At 75.7% G+C, this 17,131-nt stretch carries 16 protein-coding genes; 10 read left to right on the forward strand and 6 right to left on the reverse strand.

Annotated elements, in window-relative coordinates; genetic code table 11:
- Positions 1 to 27: 27 nt before the first annotated feature.
- The 3 genes from KPL60_RS05595 to KPL60_RS05605 all read right to left on the reverse strand — a co-directional run bounded on the left by KPL60_RS05595 (position 28) and on the right by KPL60_RS05605 (position 2,532).
- Positions 28 to 1,116, reverse strand: a complete 1,089-nt coding sequence (locus KPL60_RS05595) for a sugar-transfer associated ATP-grasp domain-containing protein (protein ID WP_226365127.1) — start codon at positions 1,114 to 1,116, stop codon at positions 28 to 30.
- Positions 1,117 to 1,179: 63 nt separating this feature from the next.
- Positions 1,180 to 2,229 carry a glutaminase A gene (gene glsA / locus KPL60_RS05600; RefSeq protein WP_226357162.1) on the reverse strand — a complete coding sequence of 350 codons (1,050 nt, stop codon included), beginning with the start codon at positions 2,227 to 2,229 and terminating at the stop codon, positions 1,180 to 1,182.
- Positions 2,230 to 2,292: 63 nt separating this feature from the next.
- Positions 2,293 to 2,532: a hypothetical protein gene (locus KPL60_RS05605; RefSeq protein ID WP_073574845.1), complete on the reverse strand. Its 240-nt coding sequence runs from the start codon at positions 2,530 to 2,532 to the stop codon at positions 2,293 to 2,295.
- A 174-nt stretch (positions 2,533 to 2,706) separates the two neighbouring features.
- Between KPL60_RS05605 and KPL60_RS05610 the strand changes: the two genes are divergently transcribed.
- The 8 genes from KPL60_RS05610 to KPL60_RS05645 all read left to right on the forward strand — a co-directional run bounded on the left by KPL60_RS05610 (position 2,707) and on the right by KPL60_RS05645 (position 12,373).
- Complete coding sequence (locus KPL60_RS05610; RefSeq protein WP_226365128.1) at positions 2,707 to 3,699, forward strand: YafY family protein; 993 nt, start codon at positions 2,707 to 2,709, stop codon at positions 3,697 to 3,699.
- Positions 3,696 to 4,727: a YafY family protein gene (locus KPL60_RS05615; RefSeq protein ID WP_226365129.1), complete on the forward strand. Its 1,032-nt coding sequence runs from the start codon at positions 3,696 to 3,698 to the stop codon at positions 4,725 to 4,727. Before KPL60_RS05610 ends, KPL60_RS05615 begins: the two co-directional genes overlap by 4 nt.
- A 160-nt stretch (positions 4,728 to 4,887) precedes the next feature.
- On the forward strand, positions 4,888 to 5,202 hold the full coding sequence (gene tatA / locus KPL60_RS05620; protein ID WP_226365130.1) for a Sec-independent protein translocase subunit TatA: 315 nt from the start codon (positions 4,888 to 4,890) through the stop codon (positions 5,200 to 5,202).
- Between the two features lie 61 nt (positions 5,203 to 5,263).
- Entirely contained in the window at positions 5,264 to 6,274 is a 1,011-nt protein-coding gene (gene tatC, locus KPL60_RS05625; protein ID WP_226357159.1) for a twin-arginine translocase subunit TatC, read from the forward strand.
- Between the two features lie 102 nt (positions 6,275 to 6,376).
- A complete protein-coding gene (gene pyrH, locus KPL60_RS05630; protein WP_062395067.1) occupies positions 6,377 to 7,123 on the forward strand; it encodes a UMP kinase in 747 nt (248 codons plus the stop codon).
- Between the two features lie 73 nt (positions 7,124 to 7,196).
- Positions 7,197 to 10,103: an RNA helicase gene (locus KPL60_RS05635; RefSeq protein WP_226365131.1), complete on the forward strand. Its 2,907-nt coding sequence runs from the start codon at positions 7,197 to 7,199 to the stop codon at positions 10,101 to 10,103.
- Between the two features lie 63 nt (positions 10,104 to 10,166).
- Positions 10,167 to 11,039 carry a DUF4333 domain-containing protein gene (locus KPL60_RS05640; RefSeq protein ID WP_226357157.1) on the forward strand — a complete coding sequence of 291 codons (873 nt, stop codon included), beginning with the start codon at positions 10,167 to 10,169 and terminating at the stop codon, positions 11,037 to 11,039.
- A 68-nt stretch (positions 11,040 to 11,107) separates the two neighbouring features.
- The gene (locus KPL60_RS05645; protein WP_226365132.1) at positions 11,108 to 12,373 is read left to right on the forward strand and encodes a GNAT family N-acetyltransferase; all 1,266 of its coding nucleotides are present in this window, start codon (positions 11,108 to 11,110) and stop codon (positions 12,371 to 12,373) included.
- Between the two features lie 25 nt (positions 12,374 to 12,398).
- On the opposite strand, the gene KPL60_RS05650 is transcribed toward KPL60_RS05645, so the two are convergent.
- Positions 12,399 to 13,178, reverse strand: a complete 780-nt coding sequence (locus KPL60_RS05650) for a cyclopropane-fatty-acyl-phospholipid synthase family protein (RefSeq protein WP_226365133.1) — start codon at positions 13,176 to 13,178, stop codon at positions 12,399 to 12,401.
- Positions 13,179 to 13,244: 66 nt separating this feature from the next.
- Here KPL60_RS05650 and KPL60_RS05655 point away from each other — a divergent pair, with 66 nt between their 5' ends.
- Positions 13,245 to 13,847, forward strand: a complete 603-nt coding sequence (locus KPL60_RS05655) for a helix-turn-helix domain-containing protein (RefSeq protein ID WP_224402489.1) — start codon at positions 13,245 to 13,247, stop codon at positions 13,845 to 13,847.
- A 2-nt stretch (positions 13,848 to 13,849) separates the two neighbouring features.
- Here the strand turns inward: KPL60_RS05655 and KPL60_RS05660 are convergent, their stop codons facing one another.
- Positions 13,850 to 15,187 carry a M20 family metallopeptidase gene (locus tag KPL60_RS05660; protein ID WP_226365134.1) on the reverse strand — a complete coding sequence of 446 codons (1,338 nt, stop codon included), beginning with the start codon at positions 15,185 to 15,187 and terminating at the stop codon, positions 13,850 to 13,852.
- Positions 15,184 to 16,149 carry a 5'-3' exonuclease gene (locus KPL60_RS05665; protein WP_226365135.1) on the reverse strand — a complete coding sequence of 322 codons (966 nt, stop codon included), beginning with the start codon at positions 16,147 to 16,149 and terminating at the stop codon, positions 15,184 to 15,186. The genes KPL60_RS05660 and KPL60_RS05665 overlap by 4 nt, the downstream gene beginning before the upstream one ends.
- Positions 16,150 to 16,256: 107 nt before the next feature.
- Here KPL60_RS05665 and KPL60_RS05670 point away from each other — a divergent pair, with 107 nt between their 5' ends.
- Entirely contained in the window at positions 16,257 to 17,075 is an 819-nt protein-coding gene (locus KPL60_RS05670) for a GAF and ANTAR domain-containing protein (protein WP_226365136.1), read from the forward strand.
- Positions 17,076 to 17,131 lie beyond the last annotated feature (56 nt).

A 17,131-nucleotide genomic window follows, 5' to 3' on the forward strand; every position in this document is an offset into this window, starting at 1 on the left:
TTCGTCGGGGGTGTCCGGTCGCAGAACCTACTGCCCGGGCCGCCGCGGGGCCGGGATCCGGGCCACGGGTCGCCACAGCCGCTCCCAGCCCATGTCCGCGAAGCAGGGGCCCTGGACGGCCTCGGAGAACTTGATGTCGTTGTGCCCGGCGTTCCACTCCAGTACGGCGGGCCGCTCGTCGGCGTCGACGGCCAGGTCCCACCCGACGCAGCGCGCGAACGGCATCCCCCGGTGCAGCTCCAGCACCGCCGCGACACACCCGTCGAAACCCGGCACGGTGGTCCCCGCGAACCCCGCACCGGAGTCGGGGTGGGCGTCGACGCGCGTCCAGCGCGGGGTCAGGCCGTGGTCGGCGAGCCGGCCGGTCGAGGTGTCCACGGCGACGCGCACGTGGCTGTCGGAGCGCACGTGGGTGTCGGCGGCGCGCCCGAACCGCAGGTAGGCGGCCCGGACCGAGGCGACGCCGTTGTCGGTCACGACGGTGGTGACCCGCATCGTCGCCACCGAGCCCGGGGTGAACCCCGCCAGCAGCGGGTGCTGGTCGACCCAGCTCTGGAACACCCCCGACGGCAGCCCGTCGAGCTCGGCGGGGTCGAACCCCGACCGGTGCAGCACCCGCACCCCGGCGCCCTGGATCGAGTCGTCGGACTTGAACACCGCCCGGTCGGAGCCGGCGAACAGCACCGACGCGAGCCCGGCGCGGTCGAGGTGGCGCAGGTCGCGGTCGTAGAGGCCGCCGTTGACCCAGTAGGCGACGTCGGCGATCAGGTCGGACCGCAGCAGCCGCCGCGACAGCGGCTTGAGCTTCGAGACCTCGCCGTAGGGCCCCTGCACGGCGGGGAGCACGACCCGGCCGTAGTAGTTGTCGGGGATCCAGCCCTCCCGGAACTCCCCGGCCACCGCGGCGTAGACCCGCAGCCAGGGGGCGTAGCCGCGCCAGCCCAGCACGTCGCCGGCCCAGGCGTCGCACGCCCGGGCCAGCGCCGGGTCGGACGGACCGCGCTCGGCCTCGATCGTGGCGAGGAGCGCCGCCGCCTCCCCGCGGTGGCGGCGGTGGAACCGGATGGCCCCGGCCCGGCGCAGCGCCCGGTCCGCGACGACGTCCAACGTGGCCATGCGTGCCCTGCTCCCGGTGTCGACGACGATGTCCCCGGAGGACTCGTCCGCCGCGCCGGATCGTTAGAGCCCGTCGGGCAGCCAGCCGTCGCCGGAGGGGTACATCTCGGTCGCCTCCTCCCGCCGGCCCGGGCGCACGATCCGGCCCAGCCGCGACTCCGACGGGTCGGCGAACACGTGCAGCCCGAACCGGTCCGACAGCTCCCGGCACACCGCGATCCCGCGCACCGAGTTGCCGTGCCGGTCCAGCCCGGGGGAGTAGACGCCGACCCCGATCGCGTCCGGGATCGCCGCCAGGATCGCCCCGGACACGCTCGACTTGGCCGGGATGCCGACTTCGTAGGCCCACTGCCCCGCCGCGTCGTACATGCCGCACATGCTCATCACGCTGAGCACGTCACGGGTGTAGGTCCGCGGCAGCGCAGGCACCCCGGTGAACGGGTTCGCCCCGCCCCGGGCCAGGGTCGCCGCCATCGTCGACAGCTCCGCGGCGGTGACGGTCACCGAGCAGGCCGCCAGGTAGACGTACAGGTTGTCCTCGATGTTGCCGTGCAGCATCCCCAGGCTGCGCATCAGGTAGGACAGCGCGACGTTGCGGTCGTTGGAGACCAGCTGCTCGGCGAGGACGTCCTCGTCGACGGCCAGGTCGGGGTTGCCCGCGTAGATCCGCAGCCGGGTCAGCAGCCGCTCGACCTTCTCCTCCTTGGTGGCGCCGTGCACCAGGTTCACCGCGACCAGCGCCCCCGCGTTGATCATCGGGTTGAACGGGCGGTGGTTGACCTCGTCGAAGCTGATCGAGTTGAACGGGTCGCCGGAGGGCTCGACCCCGACCCGCAGCAGGACCTCCTCGCGGCCGTTGTCCTCCAGCGCCAGGCCGTAGGTGAACACCTTGGAGATCGAGTGCAGCGGGAAGCGGACCCCGGCGTCGCCGACCTCCCACTGGGTGCCCTCGATGTCGGTGGCGGCCAGCCCGAACAGCTGCGCCTGCCCGGCCATCGACGGCGGGTAGTACGCGACGACCCGCCCGTCGGGCACCCCGCCGGGGCTCCCGACCGCCCCGTGCAGCTCCTCGAGCTGCCGCTGCACGATCGCGCGCTCGGTCTGCTGCTCCATCGGCGCCCCTCTCGCGGACCGGTCCGTCCGGTGCGGAGCGCAAACTAGATCACCGGTGCCGGGTCACTCGATCCCGGGCATGATCCGGCGGCGCAGCTCGGCCAGCTCGTCCTGCACCTCCGGGTCGGCCGGACCCGCCTTCTCCGGCGCCGGGGCGATCCCCATCGACCGCAGCAGCCCGGTCGCGGCCGCGGCCGGGTCCCCGGTCTCCCCGAGCACCGGGTGCAGACCCTGGTCGGCCAGGTGGTGGAACACCAGGTTCACCACGGTCCACGGGTTGAACGTCTCCTGCTCACCGGACATGCGTCACCTCCACGTGCCGGTACGGCCGCGGCGCCGCACCCGGGGTCGAGCCTTTGCCGTCCGCGCGCCGCCGTCAACGACCCTGTCGCAGGATGAGACACCCCGGCGCGGTCCCGGGTGCCCGCGGCCCGGGGCGCCCGATCCGTCCCGTCCGGCCTGGCTACGATGCCCGTCGTGTCCTCCGCCCGCGCCGAGCGACTGGTCAACCTGGTGCTCTGCCTGATGTCGACGCGCCAGTACCTGTCCGCGGAGCGGATCCGGTCCATCGTCCCCGGCTACGCCGACGGCACCGGCGACGAGGCGTTCTTCCGGATGTTCGAGCGGGACAAGGCCGAGCTGCGCGAGCTGGGCGTACCCCTGGAGACCGGCCACAACTCGGTGTTCGACACCGTGGAGGGCTACCGGATCGCCCGGGCCGACTACGAGCTCGGCGAGATCCACCTCGACCCGGACGAGGCGACCGTCGTCGCGCTGGCCGGGAACCTGTGGGACTCCCCGGAGCTGGCCGGCGCCGCGCACGGGGCGCTGGTGAAGCTGCGCGCCGCGGGCGTCGAGGTCGCCGAGACCCCGGCCGCGGCGATCCGCCCCGGTGCCGCCGCGGGCGAGCCCGCCCTCGCGCCGCTGCTGGGCGCGGTGCGCACCGGCCGCGTCGTCACCTTCGACCACCGCCGCGGCGGCCCCACCGGGGAGCTGGTGCGGCGCACCGTCGAGCCGTGGGGCGTGGTGTCGTTCCGGGGCCGCTGGTACCTGGTGGGCCACGACCGCGACCGCGACGACGTGCGCTGCTTCCGGCTCTCCCGCGTCGAGGGCCCGGTCCGCGCCGTCGGACCGGAGGGCGCGGTCACCGTGCCCGAGGGCGTCGACCTGCGGGCGCTGGTGCGTGCCTCGGCGGGCCCGCAGTCGGTGTCGGGCACCGCACGGGTCTGGGTCGCGGCGGGCCGTGCGGCCGGGCTGCGCCGCACCGGCCGCGAGCGCGGGCCGCGCGAGCACGCCGGACGGCCGGGCGTGGAGATCGAGCTGGACCTGCGCGACCGGGGCACCGTCGCGCGCTGGCTGGCCGGGCACGGCCCGGACGTCGCCGTCCTCGACCCGCCGGAGCTGGCCCGCGCGGTCCGCGAGCTGTGGGAGGCCGCGCTGGGCGCCGGTGCCCTCGGGACCCGCACGTGAGCCGCCAGGGCGTCGCCCAGCGCCTGCCCCGGCTGCTGTCGCTGGTGCCCTACCTGCGGGCGCACCCCGGGGTGCCGGTCGCCGAGGCCGCCGCGGACTTCGGCGTCGACGAGCGGCAGCTGCGCAAGGACCTGGAGCTGCTCTGGATGTGCGGGCTGCCCGGCTACGGGCCGGGTGACCTGGTCGACCTGTCCTTCGCCGGGGACACCGTCGACGTCGTCTTCGACGCCGGGCTGACCCGGCCGCTGCGCCTGACCACCACCGAGGCGACCGCACTGCTCGTGGCGCTGCGGATGCTGCACCAGACCGCCGGGGTGGTCGACTCCGACGCCGTCGGGCGGGCCATCGCGAAGGTCGAGGCCGCGGTGGGGGAGGCGGCCGGCCCGGGCGGTCTGGTCACCGTCGAGTCCGGGATCGGCGAGCGCGACACCACCGCCGTCGTGCGCCGGGCGCTGGACCGCGGGCGCGCGCTGCGCATCGTGTACTTCACCGCGGGCCGTGACGCGGTGTCCCGCCGCGACGTCGACCCGATGCGGCTGGTCGTCAGCGGCGGGCGCGGCTACCTGGAGGCGTGGTGCCGCCGCGCCGAGGACGTGCGGATGTTCCGCCTGGACCGGGTGGAGCAGGCCGAGGAGCTCGACGAACCGGCCCGCGCCCACCCCGAGGCCCGGCCCGTCGACGTCTCGCACGGGCTGTTCAGCCCGCGCGCCGAGCACCGGTACGCGGTCCTGGAGCTCGACCCGGACGCGCACTGGGTCGCCGAGTACTACCCGGTCGACGAGGTGCGCACCGGTACCGGTGAGCTGGTGGAGGGCGACCCGCCGCCCGGCGCGCCGGACCCGGTGCCCGCCGCGTCGGGCGGCGACGACCGGCTGCGGGTGCTGCTCCGCTTCGCCGACGACGACTGGCTGGTCCGCCTCGTGCTGGGGCTCGGTGGCGCGGCCCGCATCGTCGAGCCCCCGGAGCTGGCGACGGCGGTGCGCGAACGGGCCCGGGAGGCCCTGCGGATCGCCGACGCGTCACCCTGAGTCATCTCGACTGCCCCGAAGGGGGAATGCGACAGGATGACGACGGCGGGATGAACACCGGGTGACCGGAGCCACGTCCCAGGACGGGGGGACCGGGCGACCGATTCGCCCGTGTCTACACTCGGTGTCGACCCGGCCCGATCGACGCGAGGTGGACCCCATGCCCGGTGGCTACGAGTGGCTGATCATCATCGCCGTTCTGCTCCTGCTGTTCGGCGCGAAGAAGCTGCCCGAGATGGCGCGGTCGGTCGGCCAGTCCGCCCGCGTGTTCAAGGGCGAGATGAAGGGCCTCAAGGACGACGACGCCCGCACCCGGCAGGCCGAGGAGCCCAAGCCGGCCCAGGAGCTGCCCGCGGCCGCCCCGGCGCCGCAGCAGACCGCCCCGGCCCCGCAGCAGTCCGCCCCGGCCCCGCAGCAGGCCTCGCAGCAGCCGCCGGCGCAGGCCACCGACCGGCCCGCCGGTCCGACCGCCTGAGGCATCTCCTCCCGTGAAGGCACCGTTCCGTCGGAAGCGCAGGCTCAACCCCGACGGGACCATGACCCTGATCGAGCACCTCTACGAGCTGCGCAACCGGCTCGGCATCTCGCTCGCCGCGATCGTGGTGACGACGGTGTTCGGCTACATCTGGTTCGAGGTCTCGTTCTTCGGTTTCCCGAGCCTGGGTGAGCTGCTCAAGGAGCCGTACTGCTCGCTGCCGCCCTCGGCGCGCGCGTCGCTGACGGCCGACCCGAACGCCTGCACCCTGCTCGGCACCACCCCGTTCGACCAGTTCATGCTGCGCCTGAAGGTCGGGGCGACGGCCGGGGTGATCCTGGCCTGCCCGATCTGGCTCTACCAGCTGTGGGGCTTCATCACCCCGGGCCTGCTGAAGAAGGAGCGCCGCTACGCGCTGGGCTTCGTCTCGGTGGCCGCGGTGCTGTTCGTCGCCGGCGCGGTGCTCGCCTACCTGATCATCCCGCAGGCGCTCGGCTTCCTGCTGACGATCGGTAGCGAGATCCAGACGACGGCGCTGACCGGCACGTCGTACTTCTCGCTGGTCGTGAACCTGATCATCATCTTCGGGGTCAGCTTCCTGATCCCGCTGCTGGTCGTCGCGCTCAACGCGGCCGGGGTCGTGTCCTACGACGTGCTCCGCCGCTCCCGGCGCGGGCTGATCTTCGGGCTGTTCTGCTTCGCCGCGATCGCCACGCCCGGCCAGGACCCGATCTCGATGCTGGCGCTGGCGTTCGCGCTGACCCTGCTGTTCGAGGCGGCCATCCAGGTCTGCCGGATCACCGACCGCCGCCGGGCCCGCCGGCGCGCCGCCGAGGGCTGGGACTCCCTGGACCCGGACGAGCCCTCGCCGCTGGACACGACGCCGTCGCCGATCGAGGGGCCGTCGCGGATCGAGCCGTCCCGGATCGAGGCCCCCGCGCCGGTGTCGACCACCCGGACCCCCGTCGTCGCCCCGGACGGCGGCACCACGGGTGCGGCGAACGGCCGCACCGGGGGTGCCGGGACCAACGGGACCGCCCCCGAGCCGCCCCGCTACGACGACATCACCTGACCGGGGCGGTGCCGCGGATCCCCCCGCGGCCCCGTCCGGCACGGCTCCGTAGGCTTGCCCCCCGGATCGGGTCGGGCGGCACTGAGGAGCGGGTCGGGACAGATGAAGTACAACCGGGTGGTCATCAAGCTCAGCGGACAGGCGATGGCCGGTGCCGACGGCTTCGGGTTCTCCGCGCAGGCCCTGTCCCACCTCGCCGACCAGATCCGGCAGATGCGCGCGCTGGGGGTGCAGGTCGCGGTCGTCGTCGGCGGCGGGAACGTGTTCCGCGGCAACCGCTCCGAGACCTGGGGGATCGACCGCGTCGAGGCCGACAACATCGGCATGCTCGGCACCGTGATCAACGGTCTCCTGCTGCGCGGCAAGCTCTCCGCGGGCGGTGAGGAGAACGTCCGCGTGATGACCGCGATCCCGATCAACGCCGTCGCCGAGCCGTTCCTGCGGCTGCGCGCCAAGCGGCACCTGGAGAAGGACGCCATCCTGATCTTCTCCGGCGGCAACGGGCAGCCGTTCATCACCACCGACTACCCGAGCGTGCAGCGCGCCCTGGAGATCGGCGCGGACGCGCTGCTGGTGGCCAAGCACGGCACCGACGGCGTCTACGACACCGACCCGCGCACCAACCCCGACGCCCGCCGCTACGAGCGCCTGCCCTACGACGAGGTGCTGTCGCGCCGGCTGGCCGTGATGGACCAGACCGCGTTCATCCTGGCCCGCGACCACGGCCTGCCGCTGCACGTGTTCGACATCGAGAAGGACGGCCTAATGGCCGCCATCTGCCGCGGTGAGCACCACGGCACGGAGATCAACCCCGACATCGTCGAGGCGGAGTTCGCCCACCCGGAGTAGCCCGGCGGTGCCACGTGGCCCGGCTCACGCCGTGACGGAGCAGGGTGTCGGTGCCGTGTGACAGCCTGGGGCCGTGAATGGTTCCGCCGCCGACCCGGCCGCCGCGTACGCGGCGGCGAAGGCCCGCGCCGCCTACCCGCGGCTGGCCGAGTTCACCGGTCTGATGCCCTTCGACCTGGACCCGTTCCAGCGCGAGGCGTGCGAGGCCCTGGAGGACGGCCACGGCGTCCTGCTCTGTGCGCCCACCGGCGCCGGCAAGACCGTCGCGGGAGAGTTCGCCGTGCACCTGGCCCTGTCCGAGGGCCGCAAGTGCTTCTACACCACGCCGATCAAGGCGCTGTCCAACCAGAAGTACGCCGACCTGGTCGCCCGCTACGGCGCGGACGCGGTCGGCCTGCTCACCGGCGACACCGCGGTGAACGGCGACGCCCAGGTGGTCGTGATGACCACCGAGGTGCTCCGCAACATGATCTACGCGGACTCCGACAAGGCGGCGAACCGGCGGCTGGACCACCTCGGCTACGTGGTGATGGACGAGATCCACTACCTGGCCGACCGGTTCCGCGGCGCGGTCTGGGAGGAGGTCATCCTCCAGCTGCCCGAGCACGTCGCGGTCGTCGGGCTCTCGGCCACGGTCAGCAACGCCGAGGAGTTCGGCGACTGGCTGGTCGAGGTCCGCGGCGACACCCGCGTGGTGGTCGACGAGCACCGCCCGGTGCCGCTGTGGCAGCACATGATGGTCGGCAACCGGCTGTTCGACATGTTCGGCGAGCGGAGCACCCCCGGCGGGCCCGGTGAGGTCGTCGTCGACCCGGAGCTGGTCCGCTACACCCGCGAGATGGCGCGGCGGGACTTCACCACCTCCCGCGCCTCGGACCGGGCGGGCGACCGCGGGCCGCGCGGCCGGGGCGGTCCGCAGCGCGGCCGCACCCGGGGCGGGAAGACCGACTCCACGGCCGTCGTCGGGCGGGGGCCGCGCGGGGGCGGGCCGTCGCGCGGTGGGTTCCGGCCGCCGTCGCGGGTGCAGGTGATCGACCGGCTCGACCGCGAGGGGCTGCTGCCCGCGATCACGTTCGTCTTCTCCCGCGCCGGCTGCGACGCCGCGGTCGGCCAGTGCGTGCGGGCCGGGGTGCGCCTGACCGTGCCCGAGGAGGTCGACGAGATCCGCCGGATCGTCGAGAAGCACACCGGCGACCTGCCGCAGGCCGACCTCGGCGTGCTCGGGTACTGGGAGTGGCGCGAGGCCCTCGAACGCGGCGTCGCCGCCCACCACGCCGGGCTGCTGCCTGCGTTCAAGGAGACCGTCGAGGAGCTGTTCGTCGCCGGCCTGGTGCGGTGCGTGTTCGCCACCGAGACCCTGGCGCTGGGCATCAACATGCCCGCCCGCACCGTCGTGCTGGAGCGGCTGGTCAAGTACAACGGCGAGGCCCACGTCGACCTCACCCCCGGCGAGTACACCCAGCTCACCGGGCGCGCCGGGCGGCGCGGGATCGACGTCGAGGGCCACGCCGTCGTGCTGTGGGCACCCGGCATGGACCCGGAGCAGGTCGGCGGGCTGGCCTCCACCCGCACCTACCCGCTGCGCAGCTCGTTCCGGCCGGTCTACAACATGTCGGTCAACCTGGTCGGGCGCCTGGGCACCGACGCCGCCCGCGAGCTGCTGGAACGGTCCTTCGGGCAGTTCCAGGCCGACCGCTCGGTGGTCGGGCTGGCCCGGCGGATCGACCGCAACGCCGAGGCCCTGGACGGCTACCGGGAGGCGATGAGCTGCCACCTCGGCGACTTCGCCGAGTACGCCGACCTGCGCAGGCGCATCTCCGACCGGGAGAAGTCGCTGCGCCGCCAGAACACCGTCGCCGCCCGCGACGAGGCCTCGGAGTCGCTGCGCGAGCTGCGCCCCGGCGACGTGATCGCGGTGCCCTCGGGCAAGCGCGCCGGGATCGCCGTGGTGCTCGACCCGGGGATCGGGGCGGTGTCGGCCGCGGGCCGCGACGCCGAGGCCCGGCCGCTGGTGTGCACCGAGGACCGCTGGGCGGGACGGCTGTCGGCGGCGGACTTCCCGGACGCGGTGGAGGTGCTGGGCCGGATCAAGCTGCCGAAGCGGGTCGAGCACCGCTCCCCGCAGGTCCGCCGGGACCTGGCCTCCTCGCTGCGTGCCTCCCGGCTGGGGGAGGGGCGCGCCCTCGGGCGTCGTCGCCGGCCCGGGGTGCAGGACGACCCGGAGCTGTCGACCCTGCGCCGGGCCCTGCGCGCGCACCCCTGCCACGGGTGCGACGACCGCGAGGCGCACGCCCGCTGGGCGGAGCGGCACGCGAGGCTGGAGCGGGAGACCGAGACGCTGCGGCAGAAGGTGCGGGCCACGACGCACTCGCTGGCCCGGGCCTTCGACCGGATCCGCGCGCTGCTCGCCGAGCGCGGCTACCTCGTCCCGGCCGGGGAGACCGAGCCCGGCGAGGAGGAGATCACCGCGCACGGACGGGTCCTGGCCCGGCTGTGGGGCGAGTCGGACCTGCTGGCCGCCGAGTGCCTGCGGCACGGCGCCTGGGACGGCCTGGAGCCCGACGAGCTGGCCGCGGTCGTCTCGGCGCTGGTCTACGAGTCCCGCCGCGACGACGCACCGATGCCGCGGCTGCCCACCGGCCCGGTGTCCGACGCCCTGGAGCGCACCGTGCGGCTGTGGGAGGAGCTCGACGCCGACCAGCGCCGGCACAAGGCCGAACGCACCCGCGCACCCGACCTGGCCTTCGCCTGGCCGATGCACCGGTGGGCGCGCGGCGAGTCCCTGGCACAGGTCCTGGAGGCCGCCGAACGGAACGGGCACGAGCTGTCCGCGGGCGACTTCGTACGCTGGACCCGGCAGGTCCTCGACCTGCTCGACCAGATCGCCGGGGTCGCCGGGCGGTCGAGCGCGGTCGGGAAGGCGGCCCACCGGGCCTCCGGTGCGGTCCGGCGCGGCGTGGTCGCGGCCGGTATGCAGTAGCAGTCACGAGCAGCACCAGCAGTCACGACGGCACGACGAGAGAGACGGGCGGACGAGTAGGCGATGAACAACCCGCAGGGACCGGACCGGCATCCCGAGGATGCCGCGGAGCGGACCGGGGAGATCCCCGCCTGGGGCACGCCGCCGCCCGGCGGGTGGGGCGCCGACCCCGAGACCACCGGAGCCTGGTCCCCCGACCACGACGACCGTGACGGCTGGGCCGCCCACGACGCCGGCGGCGCACCCGCGCAGGGCACCGGCGGCTGGGACGCCGTCCCGCCCGCGGGCGGACGCCACAGCGGCGACACCGGCGGCTGGGCCGCCCACGACGGGTCCGCCGGGGACCCGGCCCGCGGTGAGTCGCTGTGGGGCGACGAGGCAGGCGCCGACACCGGCACCGACGGCGGATGGGCCGTCCCGACCGGGCGCCGCGCCCGTCGCCGGGCCGCCGAGGCCGGAGCCCCCACCGACGCCGTCCCCGCGTCGTCGCCCGGGTCGCCCTGGGCCGACGCGCAGACCACCGCGGCCGTCCCGGCCGACGGCGGGTCCGGGCCGGGCGGGTGGCAGCAGAACCCCGGCCCCGGTGAGGACGAGCCCTGGGTCTCCCGGGACGCGGTCCGCTCCCCGTCGCGGACGCGGCTGTACGTCCTGGCCGGGGTCGGCGCCGTGGTGGTGGCCGCACTCGTGGTCGGTGCGCTGTTCTGGGCGGGCGTGCTCGGCAGCGACCGGCTCGACCGCACCGCGCTGCAGGCCGGGGTCAACCAGGTCCTCACCCAGGACTACGGGCTGCAGGTCGGTGCGATCGCCTGCCCGGAGGACGTCGAGGTGTCGGCCGGCACACAGTTCACCTGCCAGGCCGTCGTCGACGGCGAGCAGGTCGAGGTCCCCGTGGTCGTGACCAGCGACCAGGGCGACTACCAGGTCGGGCGGGTCTGACCGGGCTGCGGTGACGGGCCGGGTAATCGGCTGGTGCGCGGGGCGCGCGGACGCGAGGCTCGTCGGATGTGAGCCCCGATGACCCGTTCGCCCCGAACCCCGCCCCGCCGACCGTCGCCCCCCACACGGTCCGCACCCTGACCGACCCCGCCGACCGGCGCCGCGCGTTCGACCTGTTCCTGGGCACCCTGCACCACGGCCCGATCACCGACGACGCGTGGGAGGCCCACGGGCAGGCCCCCGACGAGCACTGGCTCGGCGTCGCCGACCCCTCCGGTGCGCTCGTCGGGTCGGCGTACTCCTTCCCGACCCGGCTGACCCTGCCCGGCGGGGCCCGGGTCCCCGCCGCCGCGGTCAGCGGCGTCGGGGTGCGACCTGACCGGACCCGCGCCGGGCGCCTGACCGCGCTCATGCGCGCCCAGCTGACCGCGGCCCGCGACCGCGGCGACGTCGCCGCCGTGCTCCGCGCGTCGGAGGCCGGCATCTACGGCCGCTTCGGCTACGGGGTCGCCTCCCGCGCCGACCAGGTCCGCGTCACGGCGGGAGCCGTGTGGCGCCCGGAGGCCCCGGCCGGGGGCACGGTGCGGATGCTCGACCCCGACGAGGCGACCGCGCTGCTGCCCGGCCTGCAGGAACGCCTCGCCGCGGACCGCCCGGGCGGGATGACCCGTTCCGCGCGCTGGTGGCGGCGGGCGCTGCGCCCCGCGGGCCCGCCCGCCGGCGAGTACAAGGGCGTGGCGGTGCACACCGGCACCGACGGCGTCGACGACGGGTTCGTGGTGTGGGGCGTCGCGGAGGGCGACCTGGCCACCGGCGGCACGGACGAGGTCCGGCTGCAGCAGCTCTGGGCCGCCGGGCCGGCCGCGACGGCCGGGCTGTGGCGGTTCCTGACCGGCCTCGACCTGGCCGGCGCGGTGACGAGCTGGGCACGCCCCCTCGACGAGGACCTCGACCTGGTGCTGGCCGACTCCCGGGCCCACCGGGTCACCGGCCGCGGCGACGACCTGTGGCTGCGCCTGCTCGACCCGGACGCGGCGCTGCGGGCCCGCGCCTGGGGTCCGGGCGGGCCGGTCGTGCTGCGGGTGCACGACGCGTTCCTGGGCGACACCGGCACCTGGCGTCTCGCCGACGGCGCCGCCGAGCCCGCCGCCGGCGCCGACCCGGACCTGGAGTGCGCCGTCGACGCGCTGGCGGCGGCGTTCCTCGGGGACCGGTCGCCGTCGTCGCTGGTGGCGGCGGGCCGCTGGCGCGAGCACACCCCCGGCGCCCGGGTCCGGGCGGACGCACTGTTCGCGGTGCCCGGACCGGCGCCGTGGTGCGGCACGTTCTTCTGAGCGTCCCCGCCTGCGACGCGGACGCTCAGGCCCGGCGGCGGGCCCGGACGACCGCGTCGTGGCCGGTCACCGTGCTGCCGTCGGGCAGCGTCACCGGCCGCGGCCGCGCGTCGGCGACCAGGACCTCCCACCGGTCCGGGTCGAGCGCACCGGCGAGCTCGTGCTCGTCGGGGAACAGCTCCGGCTCCGGCGGGCGCGGGATCCCGGCGGCCAGGTCGCGCGGGTGGTGCAGCACCAGCAGCAGCGTCCCCCCGGGGGCGACGGCGTCGGCGAGCGCGGCGTACAGCGGGCGGCGCACGTCCGGGGGCAGGTGCAGGAACTGGGCGTTGACCAGGTCGTAGACGCCCGCGGCGGGCGGGTCGGAGCGCAGGTCGGAGGCGGTGAGGGTGACCGCGTCGGCCCACCCGGCCCGCTCGACGGCGGCCCGGGCCCGCTCCACCGCGACGGGGGAGACGTCGACGGCGTCCACCCGCCAGCCCCGCGCGGCGAGCCACACCGCGTCGCCGCCCTCCCCGCAGCCGACGTCGAGCGCCCGCCCGGCCGGCAGGTCCGCGGCCTCGGCGACGAGAGCGGCGTTGGCGTCGCCGCTCCAGATCTGCGGGCGGGTGTCGTAGTGGGCGTCCCAGAACGCCGCGGACCAGCGGTCCTCGGTCACGGTGGCTCCTCCGGTGGATGTGGTGGGTGCGGTGGGCACAGCGGCGGTGGTGATGCCGGTGGCGAGTCCGTGCACCCGGTCGTCCGCGACGAGCGCGGCGACCCGGCGCTCCGACGCGGCACCGAACGGGTCTGCGGGAGACGAGGTCATGGCGCCACCCTGCGCGCCACGGCGCGACGCTGGCAAACATCGTTGCCGGGGTGGCAAACTGTCGGTGTGGACGAGGCGATCGCGGACACCCTGGCCGGCGTCGGCCCCCGGCTGGCCGGTCTGCGCACCGCGCACGGCATGACCCTGGCCGACCTGTCGGAGGCCACCGGCATCTCGGTGAGCACGCTGTCGCGCCTCGAGTCCGGCGGGCGCCGTCCGACCCTGGAGCTGCTGCTCCCGATCGCGGCCGCCCACCAGGTGCCGCTCGACGAGCTCGTCGCCGCCCCACCGGTCGGCGACCCGCGGGTGCGGCTGCGGCCGCGCCGGGCCAACGGGATGACCGTCGTCCCGCTGACCGAGCGCCCCGGCGGGCTGCAGGCGTTCAAGATGCTCATCCCGTTCCGCGGCGACGAGCCCGACCCGCGGGTGCACGAGGGCTACGAGTGGCTCTACGTCCTCGACGGCAGGCTGCGCCTGGTCCTCGGCGGGCACGACGTCGTGCTCGGCGCCGGGGAGGCCGCCGAGTTCGACACCCACGTCCCGCACTGGTTCGGTTCCGCCGACCGCGACCGCGCCGTCGAGGTGCTCAGCCTGTTCGGCCCGCAGGGCGAGAAGGTCCACACCCGCGCCGCGCCGCGTGAGCGCCGCACCGCAGGCCACGGCGGCTGAGCTCAGTCGAAGAACGCGGGCACGTCCACCGGGCCGCCCGCCTCGGCGAACTCCGCCGCGACCGCCCCGCGCAGCGCCGCGTCGTACAGCAGGTCGGCCACCACCGTCGCCAGCCCGGCGGCGCCGTCGAGCACCGCGCGGTCCCCGGCCGCACCCGCCGCGGCCTCGGCGAACCCGGTGGTGTGCAGCGCGGTGCCCGGCTCCGCGATCGCGATCATCGGATGGATCGACGGCACCCGCAGCGAGACGTTGCCCAGGTCGGTCGACCCGGTCTCGGACTCCGGCACCACCCCGCGCGGGTACACCGTGCGCCCCCGCCCGGCCTGGTGCACCGCCCAGCGCGCGGCGAGGGTCCGGTTGTGGCGGATCGGCAGGTACGGCGGGCGCGGGTCCCACTCCAGGGTGTGGCCGCAGCCGGTCATCGCCGCCGCCGCGACGGCGATCGCCTCCACCCGCGTGGTCAGGTCCCGCAACGTCTCCGGGTGCTGCGAGCGCAGGTAGTAGCGCGCCGCCGCCCGCTCCGGTACGACGTTGGGTGCCTGCCCGCCGTCGACGACGACGCCGTGCACCCGGTCGGAGTCGGGGATGTGCTGGCGCAGCATCGCGATCCCCTGGTAGCCCAGGACGACCGCGTCCAGGGCGTTGCGGCCGCGGTGTGGCTGGGCCGAGGCGTGCGCGGCGACCCCGTGGTAGGTCACCTCCAGCTGACGGCGCCCCAGGAACGGGTGGTCGGCGATGTCGTGGGCGAACGGGTGCAGCATCACCGCGGCGTCGACGCCGTCGAAGGCACCGTCGCGGGCCATCGTCTCCTTCCCGCCCCCGCCCTCCTCCGCGGGCGTGCCGAGCAGCACCACGGTGCCGCCGACCGGGTGCGCGGCGAGCACCCGCGCCAGCGCCAGGAACGCGCCCACCGCCGCCGAGCAGATGACGTTGTGCCCGCAGGCGTGCCCGATGCCGGGCAGCGCGTCGTACTCGGCGAGCACCGCGACCGTCGGGCCGTCCCCGGAGCCGAGTGTCGCCCGCAGCGCCGTGTCCAGCCCGTGCACGCCGACGGCGGCGTCGATCCCGTGCCCGGCCAGCAGCGCGGCCACCGCGGCGACCGAGCGGTGCTCGGAGAACGCGGTCTCCGGGTGGGCGTGCAGGTCGTGCGACAACGCCAGCAGCTCGTCCCGCAGCTCCTCGACCGCGTCCGCCACCGCCTCCCGCACCGCGGCGGGGGCGCCGTCGTGGGGGGAGGTGATCGGCTCGGCCGCCGCCGCGCGCACCGCGGTCTCCCGGGCCACGGCCTCGTCGTACGCCGACGACGGCGGGACCGGCAGCCCGTGGTCCGGGCAGGTCACGACGACGCCGCCGCGTCCAGGGCCTTCCGCAGTCGCCCCACCGAGGACTCCAGACCCCACCGCCGTGCCAGCTCGTCGAGCCGGGCCGGGTCGGCGAACGCCGCCGGGAGCACGTCGTCGCGGCTCAGGTCGACCTCGGCGTCGGTCCGCACCCGCACCACCGGCTCGACGACGTCGAGGTAGTCCCGCGCCGCCGCCAGCTTCGCCCGCGGCCCCGGCCCGATCCGGGTGTCGCCGTCGCCGACCGCGGCCAGCAGCTCCGCCCACGAGCCGAACCGGCCCACCAGCGTCGCCGCGGTCTTCGCGCCGACCCCGGGCACGCCGGGCAGCCCGTCGGAGGGGTCCCCGCGCAGCATCGCCATCTCCGCGTACGCCGCGCCCGCCCGCTCCCGGGGCACCCCGAACTTCTCCGCGACGTCGTCCGGGCCCAGGTTCTCGGCCTTGTTCAGCCCGCGGCCGATGTAGAGCAGCCGCACCGGCGGGGCGTCGCGCACGATCTGCATGAGGTCCCGGTCCCCGGACACCCCCAGGACCGGGTCGGTGGCCTCCCGGTGGGCCAGTGTCCCGATCACGTCGTCGGCCTCGCAGCCCACGGCCCCACCGGTCGCGATCCCGGCCGCGGCCAGCACCTCCATGATCAGCGGCACCTGCGGGGCGAGGGTGTCCGGCACCTCCTCGGGCACCCCGGCCGGCACCTCGTCGCCGGCCCGGCCCGCCTCCACCCGGTGCGCCTTGTACGACGGCAGCGCGTCCACCCGGAACGCCGGCCGCCAGTCCAGGTCCAGGCAGGCCACCAGCCGCACCGGGCGGTGCTCGGTGACCAGTCGCGCGATCATGTCGGTGAACCCGCGCACCGCGTTCACCGGCGTCCCGTCCGGGGCGGTGACGCTCTCCGGCACGCCGAAGTAGGCACGGAAGTACATGCTCGCGGAGTCCAGCAGCATCAGCGGGCGCTCACTCATGCCGCGAGTCTGGCACCGCCGCCGTACCCGGGTGGGCGCCGCACCCGCGCGGACCGTGCAGAATGCCCGGTGTGGAGAACAGCGGAACCACTACGAGCAGCGGACCTGTGGCGGCCACCGGGTGCGACGGGGACTGGACCGCCGAGCGCGACGTCTTCGTCTCCGCCGAGCAGCGCGGCGGGCCCGCCGAGGACGCCCTCGCCGAGACCGGCCCGCTCGCCCGCGAGTTCGCCGCCCTCACCGGTGCCCTGCTCGCCTCCGGCTCGGTCGCCGACGTCCTCGCCCGGGTCGTCGCCGCGGTCCGCCGGGTCGTGCCCGGCGCGGACATGGTCAGCGTCACCCTCCGCGACGACGACGGCCGCTTCCACACCCCCGTCGAGACCGACCCCGCCGCCTCCTCGATCGACGAGGCCCAGTACGCCAGCGGCCGCGGCCCCTGCGTCGAGGCCGCCCGCGCCGACGGCCCCGCGCTGGCCTCCTCCGACGACCTCGCCGCCGAGAGCCGCTGGAGCGACTTCGCCCACGCCGCCGTCGGGCACGGGTTCCACTCGGTGCTGGCGGTCTCGCTGATCCCCAACGCCGAGCCGCCGCGGCTGCCCGGCGCGCTCAACGTCTACGCCACCGACCGCCGGGCGTTCACCTCCGCCGACCGCGACCGGCTGATGCTGCTCGCCACGCACGCGTCGCTGGCCCTGGCCACCTGCGTCGCCGTGTCCAACTCCGGGCTCCAGGAGACCCAGCTGCGCCAGGCGATCGCCTCGCGCGACGTGATCGGCCAGGCCAAGGGCATCCTGATGGCGCGCCGCGGGCTCACCGCCGAGGAGGCGTTCGACGTGCTCCGCCGCACCTCCCAGGACCTCAACGTCAAGCTCGTCGAGCTCGCCGGGACCGTCACCGCGCACCCCACCGCGCTCGACACCGACTGACCCGCCCGCCGGTTCCGCAGGCGTCCGGTCACGCAGCGCGTCCGGACGCCCACCGG

It is taken from the genome of Pseudonocardia sp. ICBG162 (genome assembly GCF_020496225.1).
GTDB lineage: Bacteria > Actinomycetota > Actinomycetes > Mycobacteriales > Pseudonocardiaceae > Pseudonocardia > Pseudonocardia alni.